The sequence below is a fragment of the Micromonospora sp. NPDC049230 genome (assembly GCF_040647875.1).
Classification (GTDB): Bacteria; Actinomycetota; Actinomycetes; order Mycobacteriales; family Micromonosporaceae; genus Micromonospora.
Map to the genome: position 1 here is coordinate 1 of NZ_JBEZCZ010000045.1, position 16,876 is coordinate 16,876.

The following is a 16,876-nucleotide window of genomic DNA, read 5'->3' on the forward strand; positions in this document are numbered from 1 at the left end:
TCTGTTTCAAACGGCCGGGCCGGGCCGTGGCGGCCCCCCCCCCACCGCCCGTCCCGGGTCGTGCGTCGGAGGCCGGCCAGCACCTCCGAGACACTCAGCAGCTGACGCCGTTGAGCTTCACCGTCGCGGGGGTGCTGGCCGTGCCGTTGGCCGTGAAGCCCACGGTGACCGACCCGCCCGCCGACAGGGACGGGGCGTGGCTCGGAGCGGCCGCGGTGACAGTCGTGCCGGACTGCGTGACTGTGGCGTTCCAGCCACTGCCCAGCGTCACCCCGGACGGCCAACTCCAGGTGACCGACCACGGGTTCACCGCGGCCGTACCGGTGTTCTTCACCGTCACCTCGCCCTGGAAACCACCCTGCCAGGCGTTGACCTGCCGGTAGGTGACCGTGCAGGCACCCGGGGGCGGGGTGGTCGGCCCACCGGTGGGCCCGCCGGTCGTCGGTCCGCCGGTGGGTCCGCCGCCGGACGGGGCGATCAGGTACGGCTGGAGGATCGCCTGCTTGGTGGTGTTGACGTTCGTCCAGTCGTCCAGGGCGATGCCGCCGGTGTCACCCGAGTTCGGGTTCCACGACCAGTAGGTGAAGGACATCCCGGTGACCCCGGTGCCGGTGTACGCCATCAACTTCTCCAGCCACACCTTGTCCTTCGGGTCGGCCAGGGTGCTGCCGAACTCACCCATCATGATCGGCGCGATGTTCTGCTTGTACAGGTACCCGAAGTACTTGTCCCAGATGGCCGGCATGTTCGCCGGGTAGTCCGGGGCGTCGAACCAGGTCTGCCGGTAGACCGAGGTGGCGTACTCGTGCGGCGAGTAGACAAGCCGGTTGGCCACGTTCAGCCGCACCGGGAACTGGCCGGCCTTCGACAGGTTGCCACCCCACCAGCCGCAGTCCTCGTCGTTGCTCGGATCGTTGTCCCAGACGTTGGAGAGACCACCGCTCGGGCAGCTCACCCCCTCGACGAAGATCAACCAGTTGGGCTGGACGCCGAGGATGGCGTTGCCGGCCCGCTCGGCGGCGAGCCGCCAGTCCCGCGTCGTGTCGCCGCAACCCCAGCACGCGCCGGTGGCCGCCGGGTTGGTGCCCTCGGCGTGCGGCTCGTTGTGCAGGTCCGCGCCGATCACCGTCGGGTTGCCCGCGTACCGCTGGGCCAGCATTTTCCAGTCGTTGATCCACGTCGCCTCGGAGACCGTCGGCGTGTACCACAGCGGCGACTGCCCGGCCGACGTCGGCCGGTGCCGATCCAGGATGATCCGCATGCCCTTGCTGCCGGCATAGTCGATCACCTTGTCCAGGATCTGCAACGGCGACAGCCCGATCAGGTCCGGGTTGACGAAGTCGTTGATCCCGGTGGCGGTCGCGCCCGGCTTCAGCGCGTCGTTCGAGTACGGCACCCGCAACGTGTTGTAGCCCAGCCGGGCCATCGTGTCGAGCTGCCCCCGCCACGGGTTGTTCGACCACAGCCCGTGGAAGGTCCTGTTGTCGGTCTCCATGCCGAACCAGTTGATGCCGGTCAACCGGACAGTGGTACCGGTGCTGTCCACGATCTGGTTGCCGTTGGTGTGCAGGTACCCGGTGCCGGTGCCAGCGGCGACGGCCGGGGTGCTGCTGACAGCGGCGGCGAAGAACACGCCAGCCGCGACAGTGGCGAGCGCGGTCAGCGCACCGCCGATAGCGTTGGGACGGAACATTCACGCTCCACTTCGGAGGTCCGACGTCGTCCGATGACGACGTCGGCGGGCGGCCGTCCGCACGTCACGGCCCCTTTTCGGGTACGCGGACAGTGCGCGACGGCCCATGTCACGCGGACGTGGTCACTCGCGGAAGCGCACCGGTGACCCTCGACAGCGGTGTCCCGCCTTCGTCGCCCTCGTACCGGTGGCCCTACCTGGCTCCGTAGCTCATTCTGATCAGCCAGCCTCGATGCGTCAACCTGCGCCCCGCGCCGCCCCGCCCGCGTACCCCGCCGGTCCCCGTAGCTCTTGCTGTCCGTGCTCGTGCTGTCCGTGCTCGTGCTGTCCGTGCTCGTCGGGTGGCCCTCGGGTCGTTCGGGTGGCGCTCGGCTGTTCGGGTGGCGCTCGAATCGTCCGGGTGGCGCTCGGGGTGTCCGGGTCGCCATACGGCGGGCCGGAGGGCTCGGCGGTAGTTGCCGAAAGTCCTCCGACGCCCGACGAACCCATGATCGACTCGACATTCAGAAAACCGGCCCATCCAAGCGGCCCGGACACCCCGAGTTTCAGGAAGCCGAGTCGATCAACGCAATGGGCAGCCGGACACCCGCGCCGGTGGCGCACGGACCCGGAGCAGGGCGGCGACGAGTTCGGGACGGGCCGACCGATCTAACCCAAGATCGTGATCGATCCAGGATGTCCACATCGTTGCGTCAGGGCGGTAGCCGGCGGGTCAGCCGGGACATGACGTGCACGATCGCGGAGTGGGGTGGGCCCCGCCTTGGCGATCATGGAGTTGTGGTGCCGACTTTGGGGGTTTAGGGGCGTTCTGTTGCCCACCACAACTCCATGATCGGTGAGGCAGCGCTGGTTGACGAACAGCCGTTCCACCTAAACGCAAGGATGTCGACATGGGTGTAGTGGTCTCCGGGCGCTCGGATGCCACTACATCCTCGATCGAGCATGATCTTGGCGTCTGCCGGCCGCCCCCAACCCCGGTCTCGACTCTCAAGCACGAGATTCGTGTCAAGATCCAGGCAACTTCCCGGATGTTGCTCCCTCCCGCCGCCTTCGAGGCAGCAACATCCGGGAAGTTGCGTAGATCTTGGCGCGGGCGCGGGCGCGGGCGCGGGCGCGTGGGGGGCGTGGGGGCGCGGACACGCGGAAGCCCCCGGTCCCGAGCGGGACCGGGGGCTTCGGACGTCGTCAGCTCAGCCGGCCTGCTCGGCGAGCTGGAGGAACTGCCGCTTGGCGGCGAGGGCCTGCTCGGCGTCCTTGATCCGGCGGGCGTCCCCGGCGCTCTGGGCCCTAGACAGCCGCTCCTCGGCCTCGGCCACCTGGGCCCGCATCTGGGCGAGCAGCGGGTTGTCCTCCTTGGTGGTGCGGCGCCACGCGGAGTCCATCACCTCGCGGACCTTGTCGTCGATGACGCGTAGCCGGCGCTCCAGCCCGGCGGCTGCCTCACGGGGCACCCGGCCGGCCTCGTGCCACTGTGCCTGGATTTCCCGCAGCTTGGCCTGGGCGCCCTTCGGGTCGGCGTCGATGTCCAACGCCTCGGCCTCGGCGAGCAGGGCCTGCTTGCGTTCCAGGTTGCCGCGCTGCTCGTTGTCCCGGGCGGAGAAGACCTCACTGCGTCGGCTGAAGAAGGCGTCCTGCGCACCCCGGAAACGTTCCCAGAGCTTCTGCTCGGCCTCCTTGGAAGCGCGCGGCGCGGCCTTCCACTGGGTCATCAGATCCTTGAGCTGGTTGGCGGTCGCGGCCCAGTCGGTGGATTCCTGGAGCTTCTCCGCCTCGGCGACCAGCTCCTCCTTGACCGTCTGCGCCTGCTTGCGCTGGGAGTCCAGGGAGGCGAAGTGGGCGCCCCGACGCCTGGTGAAACCGTCCCGGGCGGCGGCGAAACGCTTCCACAGCTCACCGTCGGCCTTCTTGTCGACTCCACGGATGGTCTTCCACTCGTCGAGGATCTCCTTGAGGCGGTCCCCGGCGGTCTTCCATCCGGTGGATTCGGCAGCGAGTTTCTCGGCCTCCTCGACAAGTGCGGTCTTGCGTGCCAGGGCCTCGCCGCGAGCGGCGTCCCGGGCGGCGCGCGCTTCGCCAGCCTTCTCCTCGGCGAAGGTGGCCAGCTTGTCCAGGCGAGCGGCCAGGGCGTCGATGTCGCCGACCACGTTGGCCTCGGGCAGCGTGGTACGGATCCGCCGGATCGTGCTCAGCGAGTGTCCGGCGTCGGCCGCACCCGACTTGAGACGCGCCTCGGTCAGGTCCACCTCGGTTACCAGGTCGGCGAAGCGGCGCGCGAAGTGTGCCAGGCCCTCCTCCGGTGCTCCCGCCTGCCAGGATCCGACAACCCGCTCGCCCTCGGTGGTCTTGACGTACACGGTGCCGTCCGCATCCACCCGTCCGAAGGCAGTCCAGTCGCTCATGTGCCCATCCTCGTTCTCCCGGCGTCGAGGGATCGATCCCCCGTCGCCGCCACGGCGCAGCCAAGTTACTTCCGGCATTGTCACAGGTCCGACCCGGTCCGCGTCGAGCGCCTATCGCCGACCGTGACCATACGGTGTCCTAGGGGCCGAATGACCGGATCGGCGCGGAGACGCTCCGACGATTCCCGCTACGGTGAATGGGTGCCCCTGGTCGCCGCTGCCGTCTGCCCCCATCCGCCCCTGCTCGTGCCCGATGTGGCCGGTTCCGCGGCCCCGGAGTTGGACGACCTTCGGGCGGCCTGCGACACCGCCGTACGCCGACTGCTGGCCGTCGACCCGGACACCGTGGTGTTGCTCGGCACCGGCCCGGTCACCGGCCTGATCCGCACCCCGGCCACCGGCTCGCTCCAGCCGTGGGGTGTCGACCTGGACGTGCCGCTGGTCCGGGGCCAGCCCGACCGGGGTGCGGTGCTGCCGCTGAGCCTGACCATCGGCGCGTGGCTGCTGGCCCGGCACGACGCCCGAGCGCAGGACGCGCCCGGCCCGCGAGCGCAGGACGCGCCCGGCCCGCGAACGTCGGTGACCGCCGTGCAGGTGGCCGCGGACGCCGGCCCTGCCGAGCTGGCCGCGCTCGCGGACGACGTCGGCGGCGCGGGTGACCGGGTGGCGTTGCTGGTGCTCGGGGACGGCTCGGCCTGCCGGGGCGAGAAGGCTCCCGGGTACGACGACGCGCGCGCCCTCCCGTACGACCAGGGGGTTGCCGCGGCGCTGGCCGACGCGGACCTGGACGCCCTGCTCGACCTGGACCCGGTGCTGTCGGCGGAGCTGAAGGCCGCCGGTCGCGCCCCCTGGCAGGTGCTGGCCGGCGCGGCCCGCGCGAGCGGTGGTGGGTGGCGCGGCGAGTTGCTGCACGACGCGGCGCCCTACGGCGTCGCCTACTTCGTGGCCTCCTGGGAGCGGGTGTGACTGGCGAGACCGGTGTGCCGGGCGAGACGGGTGTGACGGGCCTCGCGGCGGGCACTGTCGTCGCGGTGGTCGGCCCGACCGCGGCGGGCAAGTCGGCGCTGAGCATCGCTCTGGCGCACGCGCTCGACGGTGAGGTGGTCAACGCCGACTCGATGCAGCTCTACCGGGGCATGGACATCGGCACGGCCAAGCTGACCCCCGCCGAGCGGGAGGGGGTGCCGCACCACCTGTTGGACATCTGGGAGGTCACCGAGCCGGCGAGTGTCGCGGAGTACCAGCGGCTGGCCCGCGCGGCGGTGGACGACATCCTGTCCCGGGGGCGGGTGCCACTGCTGGTCGGCGGCTCCGGGCTGTACGTGCGGGCGGTGCTGGAGCGCTTCGAGTTCCCCGGCACCGACGCGGCGCTGCGCGAGCGGCTGGAACGGGAGTTGGCCGAGGTCGGCCCGGCACCGCTGTACGCGCGGCTGCGCGCCGCCGACCCGGTGGCCGCCCAGGGCATCCTGCCCGGCAACGGTCGACGGATCGTCCGGGCGCTGGAGGTGATCGAGATCACCGGCGCGCCCTTCACCGCATCGCTGCCGCAACCCACTCCGTACTACCCGGCCGTGCAGCTCGGCGTCGACCTGGACACCGCGCTGCTGGACGAGCGGATCGCGCTGCGGGTCGACCGGATGTGGGCCGACGGCCTGGTGCCGGAGACCCGGGAGCTGGTCGGTCGAGGGCTGCCCGAGGGCCGGACGGCGAGCCGGGCGCTGGGCTACCAGCAGGTGCTGCGCATGCTCGCCGGTGAGCTGACCGAGGCGCTGGCGCACGACGAGACGGTCCGGGCCACCAGGCGTTTCGTCCGCCGGCAGCGGTCCTGGTTCCGGCGCGACCCACGGATCCACTGGTTGGACTCGGCCGCGCCGGACCTGATCGGGGCCGCCCTGCGTCTGGTGCCGGCCGAGTCGCGATAATGGGGGCGTGGAGTTCACCAAGGGCCACGGCACCGGCAACGACTTCGTCCTCCTTCCCGACCCGGACGGTCAGCTCGACCTGACCCCGGAGCTGGTCGCGGCGCTCTGCGACAGGCGGCGGGGCATCGGCGCGGACGGCGTGCTGCGGGTGGTCCGCGCGGCCAAGCATCCGGACGGCGCCGGGCTGGCCGGCGAGGCCGAGTGGTTCATGGACTACTGGAACGCCGACGGGTCGTTCGCCGAGATGTGCGGCAACGGTGCCCGGGTCTTCGTGCGTTACCTGCTCGACACCGGGTTGGCGACGCCCGCCGGCGCGGCGTTGCCGGTGGCCACCCGGGCTGGCGTCGTGCGCGCGCTGGTCGAGGGTGACGCCGTGTCCGTCGAGATGCGCCGACCCCGGGTGTACGACACGTCGACCGCCACCCTGGGCGGACTGACCCTGGCCGGCACCGCCGTGGATCTTGGCAATCCGCACCTGGTCTGTGTCCTGCCGGCCGGCGTGGCGCTGTCCGCGCTGGACCTGACAGTCGCGCCCGGCTTCGACCCGGAGGTGTTCCCGGCCGGCGTGAACGTGGAGTTCATCGTGGCGGGCGATCCGGTCGACGCCGCCGACGCGCACTCGCTGATGCGGGTGTACGAGCGTGGCAGCGCCGAGACCCTGTCCTGCGGCACCGGTGCCTGCGCGGTGGGCGCTGTGGCCCTGCGCGACGCCGGTCGGGACACCGGGGTGGTCGCCGTGGACGTGCCCGGTGGCCGCCTGACGGTCACTGTCACCGCCGACTCCTGCTGGCTGTCCGGCCCCGCGGTCCTAGTAGCCACCGGCGAAGTCAACCTCCCCGACCAACCCCCCGTTCCCGCCCACCCACCCACCGGCCCACCCCACCCCGTTGATCATGAAGTTATTGCCAGCCACCCCGGCGTGTCGCGGCTATAACCTCATGATCAACGGAGCGGGGGGTGGGGGTGGGTGGGTGGGGGTTAGGGGGTGGCGCTGGCGTTTGCTGCGATCTCCGGGAGGTCGGCGGGGCCGGGGTCGGCGGCCGGGAGGGGGCTCGGGTTGTGCGCGGCGGCGCGGACGGCCGCGGCGACGGCCGGTGCGACTCGGGAGTCGAAGACGCTCGGCACGATCACCGTCGGGTTGATCTTGTCTTCACCCACCACGTCGGCGATGGCCCGGGCGGCCGCGATCGCCATCTCCTCGGTGAACTCCTCGGCGTGCGCGTCGAGCATCCCGCGGAACACCCCCGGGAAGGCGAGCACGTTGTTGATCTGGTTCGGCTGGTCCGAGCGGCCGGTGGCGACCACTGCGGCGTGCTTGCGCGCCTCCCGCGGGTCGACCTCCGGATCCGGGTTGGCCAGCGCGAAGACGATCGAGTCCTTGGCCATCTGGGCGATGTCGTCCCCGGTGAGCAGGTTCGGCGCGCTGACCCCGATGAACACGTCGGCGCCCCGGATCGCACCCGGCAGGTCGCCCGAGTAGTTCTCCTTGTTGGTGTTGTCCGCCAGCCACTGCCACGCCGAGTTGAGCCCGGTCAGCCCGCGGTGCAGGGCGCCCTGCCGGTCGTACGCGATGATGTCGCCGACGCCCTGGCGCAGCAGCAGCTTCATGATCGCGGTTCCGGCCGCGCCGGCACCGGAGACGACCACCCGGACGTCCTCCAGCTGCTTGCCGACCACCCGCAACGCGTTGGTCAGCGCGGCCAGCACGCAGATCGCGGTGCCGTGCTGGTCGTCGTGGAAGACCGGGATGTCCAGCGCCTCACGCAGCCGGGCCTCGATCTCGAAGCAGCGCGGCGCGGCGATGTCCTCCAGGTTGATCCCACCGTACGCCGGCGCGATCGCCTTCACGATCTGCACGATCTCGTCGGTGTCCTGGGTGTCCAGCACCACCGGCCAGGCGTCCACCCCGCCGAAGCGCTTGAACAGTGCCGCCTTGCCCTCCATCACCGGCAGCGAGGCGGCCGGGCCCAGGTTGCCCAGGCCGAGCACCGCCGAACCGTCGCTGACCACCGCGACGGTGTTGCGCTTGATGGTCAGTCGCCGGGCGTCCGCCGGGTTCTCGGCGATGGCCATGCAGACCCGGGCAACACCAGGGGTGTACGCCCGGGACAGCTCGTCGCGGTTACGCAGCGCGACCTTCGACGTCACCTCGATCTTGCCGCCCAGGTGCAGCAGGAATGTCCGGTCCGACACCTTCCGCACGTCCACGCCGTCCAGCGCGGTCAGCGCGTCGACGACCTGGTCGGCGTGGCCGGCGTCGGCGGTGTCGCAGGTCAGGTCGACGATCACGTTCGTCGGGTCGGAGTCCACCACGTCCAACGCCGTGACGATCGCGCCGGCCTCGCCGACGGAGGTGGTGAGCCGGCCGATCGAGGACGCGTCCGCGGTTACGGCGATCCGGATGGTGATCGAAAATCCGGCGCTCGGCAGTCGGGTGATGGCCACGGGATCCCTCCGTCACGGCTGTGCGGCCGGTCGGCCGCCGCCCGCATTTCTACCGGGTTGTCGCGGCCGACCAGCATTCGCCCCCACTTTTGGCGACCCTGACCATGGGCATATAGCAGGTGCGTTCGGCGTTGCGTCATGTCAGGATTACGTTCCACTAATCAAAACGGACAGGAGAACCGCTTGCGAGACCAGGAGAGCTTCGTCCCCGTCGAGGACGAGCTCGACGACGTCACCACCGGCGAGATGGATCTGTCGGAGCGACAGTCCCTCCGACGCGTCCCGGGCCTGTCTACCGAGCTCACCGACGTCACCGAGGTGGAATACCGCCAGCTGCGGCTGGAGCGGGTCGTCCTGGTGGGCGTCTGGACCGAGGGCACTGTGGCCGACGCGGAAAATTCGCTGGCCGAGCTTGCCGCGCTGGCCGAGACCGCCGGCTCGCAGGTGCTCGAAGGGCTGATCCAGCGCCGCAGCCGACCCGACCCGGCCACGTACATCGGCCGCGGCAAGGTCGACGACCTCGGCGCGGTGGTGCTCTCCAGCGGCGCCGACACTGTCATCTGCGACGGCGAGTTGTCCCCGTCGCAGCTGCGCAACCTGGAGCAGCGCACCAAGGTCAAGGTCGTCGACCGCACCGCGCTGATCCTCGACATCTTCGCCCAGCACGCCAAGAGCAAGGAAGGTAAGGCCCAGGTCGAGCTGGCCCAACTCGAATACCTGCTGCCTCGGCTGCGGGGTTGGGGTGAGACGCTCTCCCGGCAGACCGGTGGTTCCGGCCGTGGTGGCGGCGCGGGCGGCGGTGTGGGTGTGCGTGGTCCCGGTGAGACCAAGCTGGAGACCGACCGGCGGCGGATCCGCCACCGCATCTCCCGGCTGCGCCGCGAGATCAAGAGCATGCGCACGGTACGCGTGACCAAGCGCGCCCGACGCACCCGCAACTCCGTTCCCGCCGTGGCCATCGCCGGCTACACCAACGCCGGCAAGTCCAGCCTGCTCAACCGGTTGACCAACGCCGGCGTGCTGGTGGAGAACGCGCTGTTCGCGACACTGGACCCGACCACCCGTAAGGCCACCACCTCGGACGGGCGGCTCTACACCCTCTCCGACACCGTCGGTTTCGTCAGGCACCTGCCGCACCAGATCGTCGAGGCGTTCCGTTCGACGCTTGAGGAGGTCGCCGAGGCGGATCTGGTGGTGCACGTCGTCGACGGCACCCACCCGGATCCGGAGGAGCAGGTCCGGGCGGTGCACGCGGTGCTCGCCGAGGTGAGCGCGGAGCGGCTTCCCGAGTTGTTGGTGGTCAACAAGACCGACGCGGCCGACGAGGACACGCTGCTGCGGCTCAAGCGGCTCTGGCCGGACGCGATCTTCGTCTCCGCGCAGTCCGGGCGGGGCATCGACGGGCTGCGTGCGGCGATCGAGGAACGGCTGCCGCGCCCGGCCGTGGAGGTTCGGGCCGTGCTGCCGTACGACCGCGGTGACCTGGTCGCCCGTGCGCATCGCACGGGGGAGGTGCTCAGCACGGCGCACCTGCCGGAGGGCACCCTGCTGCATCTCCGCGTCCCCGCGGAGCTCGCGGCGGAGCTGGCACCGTTCGCCGTCGAGCGACAGGGTCAGGCGGCCGGCAGCCGCTCCTGAGCGGCTACGGTGTTATCCGCCGGAAACGCGTGGCATGCGACACTGGCCGAATGCGCCGCGTTGTTTCCTCGGTCACGGTTGCCCTCGGCCTGCTCGGGGCAACCGTGGCGCTCGCCGGAGTCGCCGCGGCGGCTCCCGCCCCCGGGTCGTCCGAGCAGCAGGCCGCCACTCCCGGCCAGAAGCGGTGCACGATCGCCGACGAGCGGCTGCGGGAGCTGTCCGGTCTGGTCGCCACCAAGAGTGGCTACGTCGTCATCAACGACAGCACCGAGGACGCGGCACGCGAGCGGATCTTCTTCCTCGACACCAAGTGCAAGGTCTCGAAGGAGCCGGTGCGCTATTCGGGGCAGGGCCCGGTCGACACCGAGGATCTCGCGCTCTCCAAGGACGGCAACACCCTGTGGATCGCCGACACCGGTGACAACGCCGACTCGAAGGAGCGCCGCACGCGCGTCGCGCTCTGGTCGATGCCGGTCACCGGCGCGCGGCAGCCGACGCTGCACCGGCTCTCCTACCCGGAGGGCAAGCCGCACGACGCCGAGGCGTTGCTCATCGGCGACGACGGCAAACCGCTGATCATCACGAAGGTCACCAGCGGCAAGGCCGAGATCTACGCGCCGACGGCGGCGCTGCGCAACGGTGACGCCGAGCCGGTGCCGATGCGCAAGGCCGGCGAGATCACGCTGCCGAAGACGCAGACGGAGAACCCGCTCAACACGTTCGGCCGGATCGCCATCACCGGCGCGGCCCGTTCACCGGACGGCTCCCGGGTGGTCGTGCGCACCTACGCCGACGCGTTCGAGTACGACGTGACCGGTGGCGACATCGTCGGTGCGCTCACGACCGGCAAGCCGCGGGTGACGGCGCTGTCCGACCCCTTCGGCGAGGCCATCAGCTACACCTCGGACGGCAAGGCCTTCCTGACCGTCTCGGACGCGTTCCGGTTCACCGACGACGAGCCGCTGGACATCCTCAGCTACACGCCGTCCACCTCGACCACTGTGCCACTGGCCGCGGGGGCGGGTGACGCCAAGCAGGCGGCCTCGAAATCCTGGACCGCTGGGCTGGACTTCGACGACATCACCTACCTGGTCGGCGCGGTCGGGGTGATCGGCCTGCTGCTGGTTGCCGCCGGCATCTTCGGCATCGTCCGGGCCCGTCGCCGGCCGCCGGCCGCCGACGCGACGTCGGAGCCGGCTGGCGAGTCGTTCGGCCCGCGCGCAGGCCGTGCCGGTGGTGGTGCCCCAACCGGCGGTGACCGTAAGGGCGGGGGCGTCTACGGTGGCGGCACGCCGGCGGGTGGTGCCGCCTACGGCGGTGGCGCGGGTCGCGGTGGCCCGGCTCGCGGTGGCGTGGATCGCGGCGGCCCGGCTCCGGCGGGTGGTGGTGCCGTGTATGGCGGTGGCCGACCGGCGGTGGCCGGCGGCGGCTACGGTGCGGCACGGCCGGACGGCGGCGGAGCCGGCGCGTACGGCGGCGGTCGTCCTCCGGCGAGTGGTGGAGGTCGTCCCCCGGTGGCTGGTGGCGGCCGTCCCCCGGCGAGTGGCGGAGGTCGTCCCCCGGTGGCTGGTGGCGGTCGTCCGCAGGGTGCCGGTGGTCGTCCGCAGGGCGGGGGCGGTCGTCCGGGCAGCGGCGTGTACGGCGGGGACGGCGGCGGACCCGGCACCGGTCGTGCGGAGCCACCGCGACGTGGTGGGCAGGAGCCCGGTTACCGGGGTCAGCGGCCTGGCCGTCGTCGTGACGACGATGGGCCCGTCGACCCGTACGGGCAGCATCCCGGGGGCGGTCGCGGCCCTCGGGGCGACCGTTACTGACGAGCGCCCAGCCGCCCCTGCCTACCGGCGTGGGTGAGCGCCAGTGGGCACTCACCCACCGAGCGGTCAGATGCGGCGCAGCACCGCCACGACGCGGCCCATGATGGTGGCGTCGTCGCCGGGGATCGGGTCGAAGGCCGGGTTCTGCGGCATCAGCCAGACGTGCCCGTCGCGCCGCCGGTAGGTCTTGACCGTCGCCTCGCCGTCGAGCATGGCGGCCACGATCTCGCCCGAGTCGGCGGTCGGCTGCTGCCGGACGACCACCCAGTCGCCGTCGCAGATCGCCGCGTCGAGCATCGAGTCGCCCTTGACCTGGAGCATGAAGACCTCGCCCTCGCCCACCAGCTCGCGGGGGAGCGGGAAGATGTCCTCCACGGCCTGCTCGGCGAGGATCGGCCCACCGGCGGCGATCCGACCGAGCATCGGCACGTACGCCGGGGTCGGTCGCTGTGCCCGGGACAGCTCGTCGTCGATGGCCTCGCTGGGGGCGCGGACGTCCACCGCGCGCGGCCGATTGGGGTCGCGGCGCAGGAAGCCCTTCTTTTCCAGCTCCTTGAGCTGGTAGGCGACGCTGGACGGCGACACCAGGCCGACCGCCTCGCCGATCTCCCGCACACTCGGCGGGTAGCCGTGCCGATCCACCCAGGTGCGGATGAACTCCAGGATGCGGCGCTGGCGGGCGGTCAGGTCGACAGTCGCCGGGTCGGGGAAGGCGCTGACGACCGGGGTGACCGGGCGCACTGCGGGTTGACCCGTCCGGCTGCGCGCGGCGCTGCGGCGTCGGGTGGCCGGGGGGCCCGCCTCGGTGATCTGCTGCGGGCTCTTCGGCCGGCTGGCCCGGTCCTCGGTCACGTCCGTCCTCCCTGGTCGGCGCTGGGTGCCTCGTCGGCTCGTGGTGCGTGCGGTGGTGCCACGTTGTTCATGACCGTATAGGTGAGATCGGTCATTTTCAAACATCTGTACGACCTCTCACCGGCGTGTCGGGGTGAAAAACCGCTCCGGTCGTACGGATGTTCTGATAAATGGTACGTCGGATGGCACTGGTGTTCGATGGTCGACCGTTTTCCGACCTGTTCTGACCTCCCGGGTCGGTAACCCGGGCGGGGTCTCGGCGTTGGGTCTTCGGGCGCGCTCGTGGGTGTGGATGGCCGGATGGTCCGTGACGCGCCGGACACGCCCGCCAACTTGACCCGGCTTCCCCGGCGACATACGGTCGACCCCTAGATGTAGTAGTGACACGGGCGTAAGTTGCCCACAGGTTGGGTCCGACTACCGACCGCACTCTCGTAACGTTGATCACGGCGGGCACCCTGAGCGCAGGGCACCGTCGTGGTGGCTCATGCTCGGGTGCGTCCGGTACGACGTGGTTGATCACGATTTAGGAGGTCCGCGATGCGGTGTCCGTACTGCCGGCACGCTGACTCCCGGGTGGTCGACTCGCGGGAGGCCGACGACGGCCAGCTCATCCGACGGCGGCGGTCCTGCCCGGAGTGCGGCAAGCGGTTCACCACCGTCGAGGAGGCGGTCCTCGCGGTCGTCAAGCGCAGCGGGGTGACCGAGCCGTTCAGTCGTACGAAGATCATCGGCGGGGTGCGCAAGGCGTGCCAGGGCCGGCCGGTGGACGACGACTCCCTCGCGCTGCTCGCGCAGCGGGTGGAGGAGACGGTCCGGGCCAAGGGGGCCGCCGAGATCCCCAGCCACGACGTGGGCCTGGCGATCCTGGGCCCGCTGCGCGACCTGGACGAGATCGCCTACCTGCGGTTCGCCAGCGTCTACCGCTCCTTCGACTCGCTCGCCGACTTCGAGCGCGAGATCGAGACGTTGCGGGGCGCGGCGCGCGCCCGGGGGCAGGGTCGGACCGACGCGGTCGAGGCCGCCGGCCCGACCAACTGAATCTGCACAGTTTTTCAGAGATTGGGACGCGCGGTGGGTGACCGCGCAGACGAGGGGGGCGACGGCGTGACAACTAGCCGTGCACGGAGCAAGGCAGGCGCGGGGCTGAAGATCGAGCGGGTGTGGACGACCGAGGGGGTCCACCCGTACGACGAGGTCAGCTGGGAGCGCCGCGACGTCGTGATGACGAACTGGCGGGACGGCTCGATCAACTTCGAGCAGCGGGGGGTCGAGTTCCCGGAGTCGTGGAGCGTCAACGCGGCCAACATCGTCACCACGAAGTACTTCCGGGGCGCGGTGGGGACCCCGGAGCGGGAGTGGTCGCTCAAGCAGTTGATCGACCGGGTGGTCACCACCTATCGCACCGCTGGCGAGGAGTACGGCTACTTCGCCAGCCCCGCCGACGCCGAGGTCTTCGCCCACGAGCTGACCTGGATGCTGCTGCACCAGGTGTTCAGCTTCAACTCGCCGGTCTGGTTCAACGTCGGCACGCCGTCGCCGCAGCAGGTCAGCGCCTGCTTCATCCTGGCCGTGGACGACTCGATGGACTCCATCCTCGACTGGTACAAGGAGGAGGGGCTGATCTTCAAGGGCGGCTCCGGCTCCGGGGTCAACCTGTCGCGGATCCGCTCGTCCCGGGAGCTGCTCTCCTCCGGCGGCACCGCCTCCGGCCCGGTCAGCTTCATGCGCGGCGCGGACGCCTCGGCCGGCACCATCAAGTCCGGCGGCGCGACCCGCCGTGCGGCCAAGATGGTCATCCTCGACGTGGATCACCCGGACATCGAGGAGTTCGTGGTCACCAAGGCGCGCGAGGAGCACAAGATCCGCGCGCTGCGCGACGCCGGGTTCGACATGGACCTCGGCGGCTCCGACATCGTCAGCGTGCAGTACCAGAACGCCAACAACTCGGTCCGCGTCTCCGACGAGTTCATGTCGGCGGTCGAGAACGGCAAGGGCTTCGACCTGCGCGGCCGGCTGGACGGCTCGGTGATCGACACCGTGGACGCCAAGCAGCTGTTCCGCACCATCTCCCAGGCCGCCTGGGAGTGCGCCGACCCCGGCCTGCAGTACGACGACACGATCAACGACTGGCACACCTGCCCGGAGACCGGGCGGATCACCGCGTCGAACCCGTGCTCGGAATACCTGCACCTGGACAACTCCTCGTGCAACCTGGCCTCGCTCAACCTGATGAAGTTCCTCCGCGCCGACGGTGGCTTCGAGGTGGAGAAGTTCGTCAAGTCCGTCGAGTTCGTCATCACCGCGATGGACATCTCGATCTGCTTCGCGGACTTCCCGACCGACAAGATCGGTGAGACCTCCCGCGCCTACCGGCAGCTCGGCATCGGCTACGCCAACCTCGGCGCCCTGCTGATGGCCACCGGCCTGCCCTACGACTCGGAGCAGGGCCGTTCGGTCGCCGCGTCGATCACGTCGCTGATGACCGGCACCGCGTACCGCCGCTCGGCCGAGCTGGCCGGCGTCGTCGGCCCGTACGACGGCTACGCCCGCAACGCCGAGCCGCACAAGCGCGTCATGCGCAAGCACGCCGCCGCCAACGACGAGATCAAGCCGACCAGCCCGGTGGCCACCGCGATCGTCCGCGAGGCGACCAAGCAGTGGACCCAGGGCAACAAGATCGGCGACAAGTTCGGCTGGCGCAACGCGCAGGCCAGCGTCCTCGCCCCGACCGGCACCATCGGCTTCATGATGGACTGCGACACGACCGGCGTGGAGCCGGACCTGGCGCTGGTCAAGTTCAAGAAGCTTGTCGGCGGCGGCTCGATGCAGATCGTCAACCAGACGGTGCCGCGCGCCCTGCGCAGCCTCGGCTACCCCGAGGAGCAGGTCGAGGCGATCGTCGAGCACATCGCCGACCACGGCCACGTGGTGGACGCCCCCGGCCTCAAGCCGGAGCACTACCCGGTCTTCGACTGCGCCATGGGCGAGCGGACCATCGCCCCGATGGGTCACGTGCGGATGATGGCGGCCATCCAGCCGTTCGTCTCCGGCGCCATCTCCAAGACGGTCAACATGCCGGAGGCGGCCACCGTCGAGGACGTCGAGAAGATCTACTTCGAGGGCTGGAAGCTCGGCCTCAAGGCGCTGGCGATCTACCGGGACAACTGCAAGGTCGGCCAGCCGCTCTCGGTGGCCAAGTCCAACAAGGCCACCGAGCCGGCCGCCGTCGAGACCGCACCGGCCGCGCCGGTGGTGGAGAAGGTCATCGAGTACCGGCCGGTGCGCAAGCGCCTGCCGAAGAAGCGCCCGTCCGAGACGGTCAGCTTCTCCGTCGGCGGCGCCGAGGGCTACCTGACCGCGTCGTCCTACCCGGACGACGGCCTCGGCGAGGTCTTCCTCAAGATGTCCAAGCAGGGCTCGACCCTGGCCGGCGTGATGGACGCCTTCTCGGTGGCCATCAGCATCGGCCTCCAGTACGGCGTGCCGCTGGAGACGTTCGTCAGCAAGTTCACAAACATGCGCTTCGAGCCGGCCGGCATGACCGACGACCCGGACGTGCGGATGGCCGCCTCGGTGATGGACTACATCTTCCGTCGCCTGGCGCTGGACTTCCTGCCCTACGAGCGCCGCGCCGAGCTGGGCATCTTCACCGCGTCCGAGCGGGCCGCGCAGCTGCGGGCCGAGGCCGACGCGGAAGCCGCAGCCGTCACCGGCGCGGATCTCACCGCGATGGCGTCGTCCGCGCCGGTGGAGGCCCCGGCCAAGACCGAGGCCGTCGCCCAGCCGGCCCAGGAGATGGCCGACGTGGCCGCCGCCAAGCCGGCTCCGAGCGTGGGCTCCAGCACCGAACTGCTGGAGGCCGTGATCGGCAAGGCCGCCGACGCGCCGCTCTGCTTCACCTGTGGTACGAAGATGCGCCCCGCCGGCAGCTGCTACGTCTGCGAGGGCTGCGGCTCCACAAGCGGCTGTAGCTGACGCACGATCGGCGCTGCCCCGGCCTCCCGCCAGGAGGCCGGGGCAGCGCCGTTTCCGCTGACCGCGTGATCGACTCGAGTTCCAGTAGTCAGGGTGTCGCGCCCGCCCGGACACCCCGACTTCAGCGAACCCGAG

Annotated in this window: 10 protein-coding genes and 1 pseudogene; 7 read left to right on the forward strand and 4 right to left on the reverse strand. The window is 70.8% G+C overall.

Annotated features, from left to right (window positions below; all coding sequences use genetic code 11):
- Positions 1-94: 94 nt before the first annotated feature.
- On the reverse strand, positions 95-1,693 hold the full coding sequence (locus AB0A95_RS28705) for a cellulase family glycosylhydrolase (RefSeq protein ID WP_357558863.1): 1,599 nt from the start codon (positions 1,691-1,693) through the stop codon (positions 95-97).
- Positions 1,694-2,883: 1,190 nt separating this feature from the next.
- The gene (locus tag AB0A95_RS28710; RefSeq protein ID WP_357558864.1) at positions 2,884-4,092 is read right to left on the reverse strand and encodes a DUF349 domain-containing protein; all 1,209 of its coding nucleotides are present in this window, start codon (positions 4,090-4,092) and stop codon (positions 2,884-2,886) included.
- A gap of 150 nt (positions 4,093-4,242) precedes the next feature.
- Here AB0A95_RS28710 and AB0A95_RS28715 point away from each other — a divergent pair, with 150 nt between their 5' ends.
- The 3 genes and pseudogenes from AB0A95_RS28715 to dapF form a co-directional block, all read left to right on the forward strand.
- On the forward strand, positions 4,243-5,058 hold the full coding sequence (locus AB0A95_RS28715; RefSeq protein WP_357558865.1) for a hypothetical protein: 816 nt from the start codon (positions 4,243-4,245) through the stop codon (positions 5,056-5,058).
- Positions 5,055-6,014, forward strand: a complete 960-nt coding sequence (miaA, locus tag AB0A95_RS28720; protein WP_357558866.1) for a tRNA (adenosine(37)-N6)-dimethylallyltransferase MiaA — start codon at positions 5,055-5,057, stop codon at positions 6,012-6,014. Before AB0A95_RS28715 ends, miaA begins: the two co-directional genes overlap by 4 nt.
- Before the next feature lie 7 nt (positions 6,015-6,021).
- Positions 6,022-6,846, forward strand: a pseudogene (dapF, locus tag AB0A95_RS28725) (diaminopimelate epimerase); the annotation flags it as partial.
- A 146-nt stretch (positions 6,847-6,992) separates the two neighbouring features.
- On the opposite strand, the gene AB0A95_RS28730 reads toward dapF, so the two are convergent.
- Positions 6,993-8,459: an NAD-dependent malic enzyme gene (locus AB0A95_RS28730; protein WP_357070375.1), complete on the reverse strand. Its 1,467-nt coding sequence runs from the start codon at positions 8,457-8,459 to the stop codon at positions 6,993-6,995.
- A gap of 183 nt (positions 8,460-8,642) precedes the next feature.
- On the opposite strand from AB0A95_RS28730, the gene hflX reads away from it, so the two are divergent.
- Together hflX and AB0A95_RS28740 are read left to right on the forward strand one after the other, a co-directional pair.
- On the forward strand, positions 8,643-10,097 hold the full coding sequence (hflX, locus tag AB0A95_RS28735) for a GTPase HflX (protein ID WP_357558867.1): 1,455 nt from the start codon (positions 8,643-8,645) through the stop codon (positions 10,095-10,097).
- Between the two features lie 50 nt (positions 10,098-10,147).
- Positions 10,148-11,911: a hypothetical protein gene (locus AB0A95_RS28740; RefSeq protein ID WP_357558868.1), complete on the forward strand. Its 1,764-nt coding sequence runs from the start codon at positions 10,148-10,150 to the stop codon at positions 11,909-11,911.
- 66 nt (positions 11,912-11,977) lie between these two features.
- On the opposite strand, the gene lexA is transcribed toward AB0A95_RS28740, so the two are convergent.
- Positions 11,978-12,763: a transcriptional repressor LexA gene (gene lexA, locus AB0A95_RS28745; protein ID WP_355064023.1), complete on the reverse strand. Its 786-nt coding sequence runs from the start codon at positions 12,761-12,763 to the stop codon at positions 11,978-11,980.
- Between the two features lie 540 nt (positions 12,764-13,303).
- On the opposite strand from lexA, the gene nrdR reads away from it, so the two are divergent.
- Positions 13,304-13,804 (forward strand): transcriptional regulator NrdR, encoded by a 501-nt coding sequence (nrdR, locus tag AB0A95_RS28750; RefSeq protein WP_357558869.1) that lies wholly within the window; start codon positions 13,304-13,306, stop codon positions 13,802-13,804.
- A gap of 33 nt (positions 13,805-13,837) precedes the next feature.
- The gene (locus AB0A95_RS28755) at positions 13,838-16,741 is read left to right on the forward strand and encodes a vitamin B12-dependent ribonucleotide reductase (RefSeq protein ID WP_357558870.1); all 2,904 of its coding nucleotides are present in this window, start codon (positions 13,838-13,840) and stop codon (positions 16,739-16,741) included.
- Positions 16,742-16,876 lie beyond the last annotated feature (135 nt).

Excerpts from the sequence above, each read along its gene's own strand:
- AB0A95_RS28705 (WP_357558863.1), bottom strand. The coding sequence starts at position 1,693 with ATGTTCCGTCCCAACGCTATCGGCGGTGCGCTGACCGCGCTCGCCACT.
- AB0A95_RS28710 (WP_357558864.1), bottom strand. The coding sequence starts at position 4,092 with ATGAGCGACTGGACTGCCTTCGGACGGGTGGATGCGGACGGCACCGTG.
- AB0A95_RS28715 (WP_357558865.1), top strand. The coding sequence starts at position 4,243 with ATGACCGGATCGGCGCGGAGACGCTCCGACGATTCCCGCTACGGTGAA.
- AB0A95_RS28740 (WP_357558868.1), top strand. The coding sequence starts at position 10,148 with ATGCGCCGCGTTGTTTCCTCGGTCACGGTTGCCCTCGGCCTGCTCGGG.
- nrdR (WP_357558869.1), top strand. The coding sequence starts at position 13,304 with ATGCGGTGTCCGTACTGCCGGCACGCTGACTCCCGGGTGGTCGACTCG.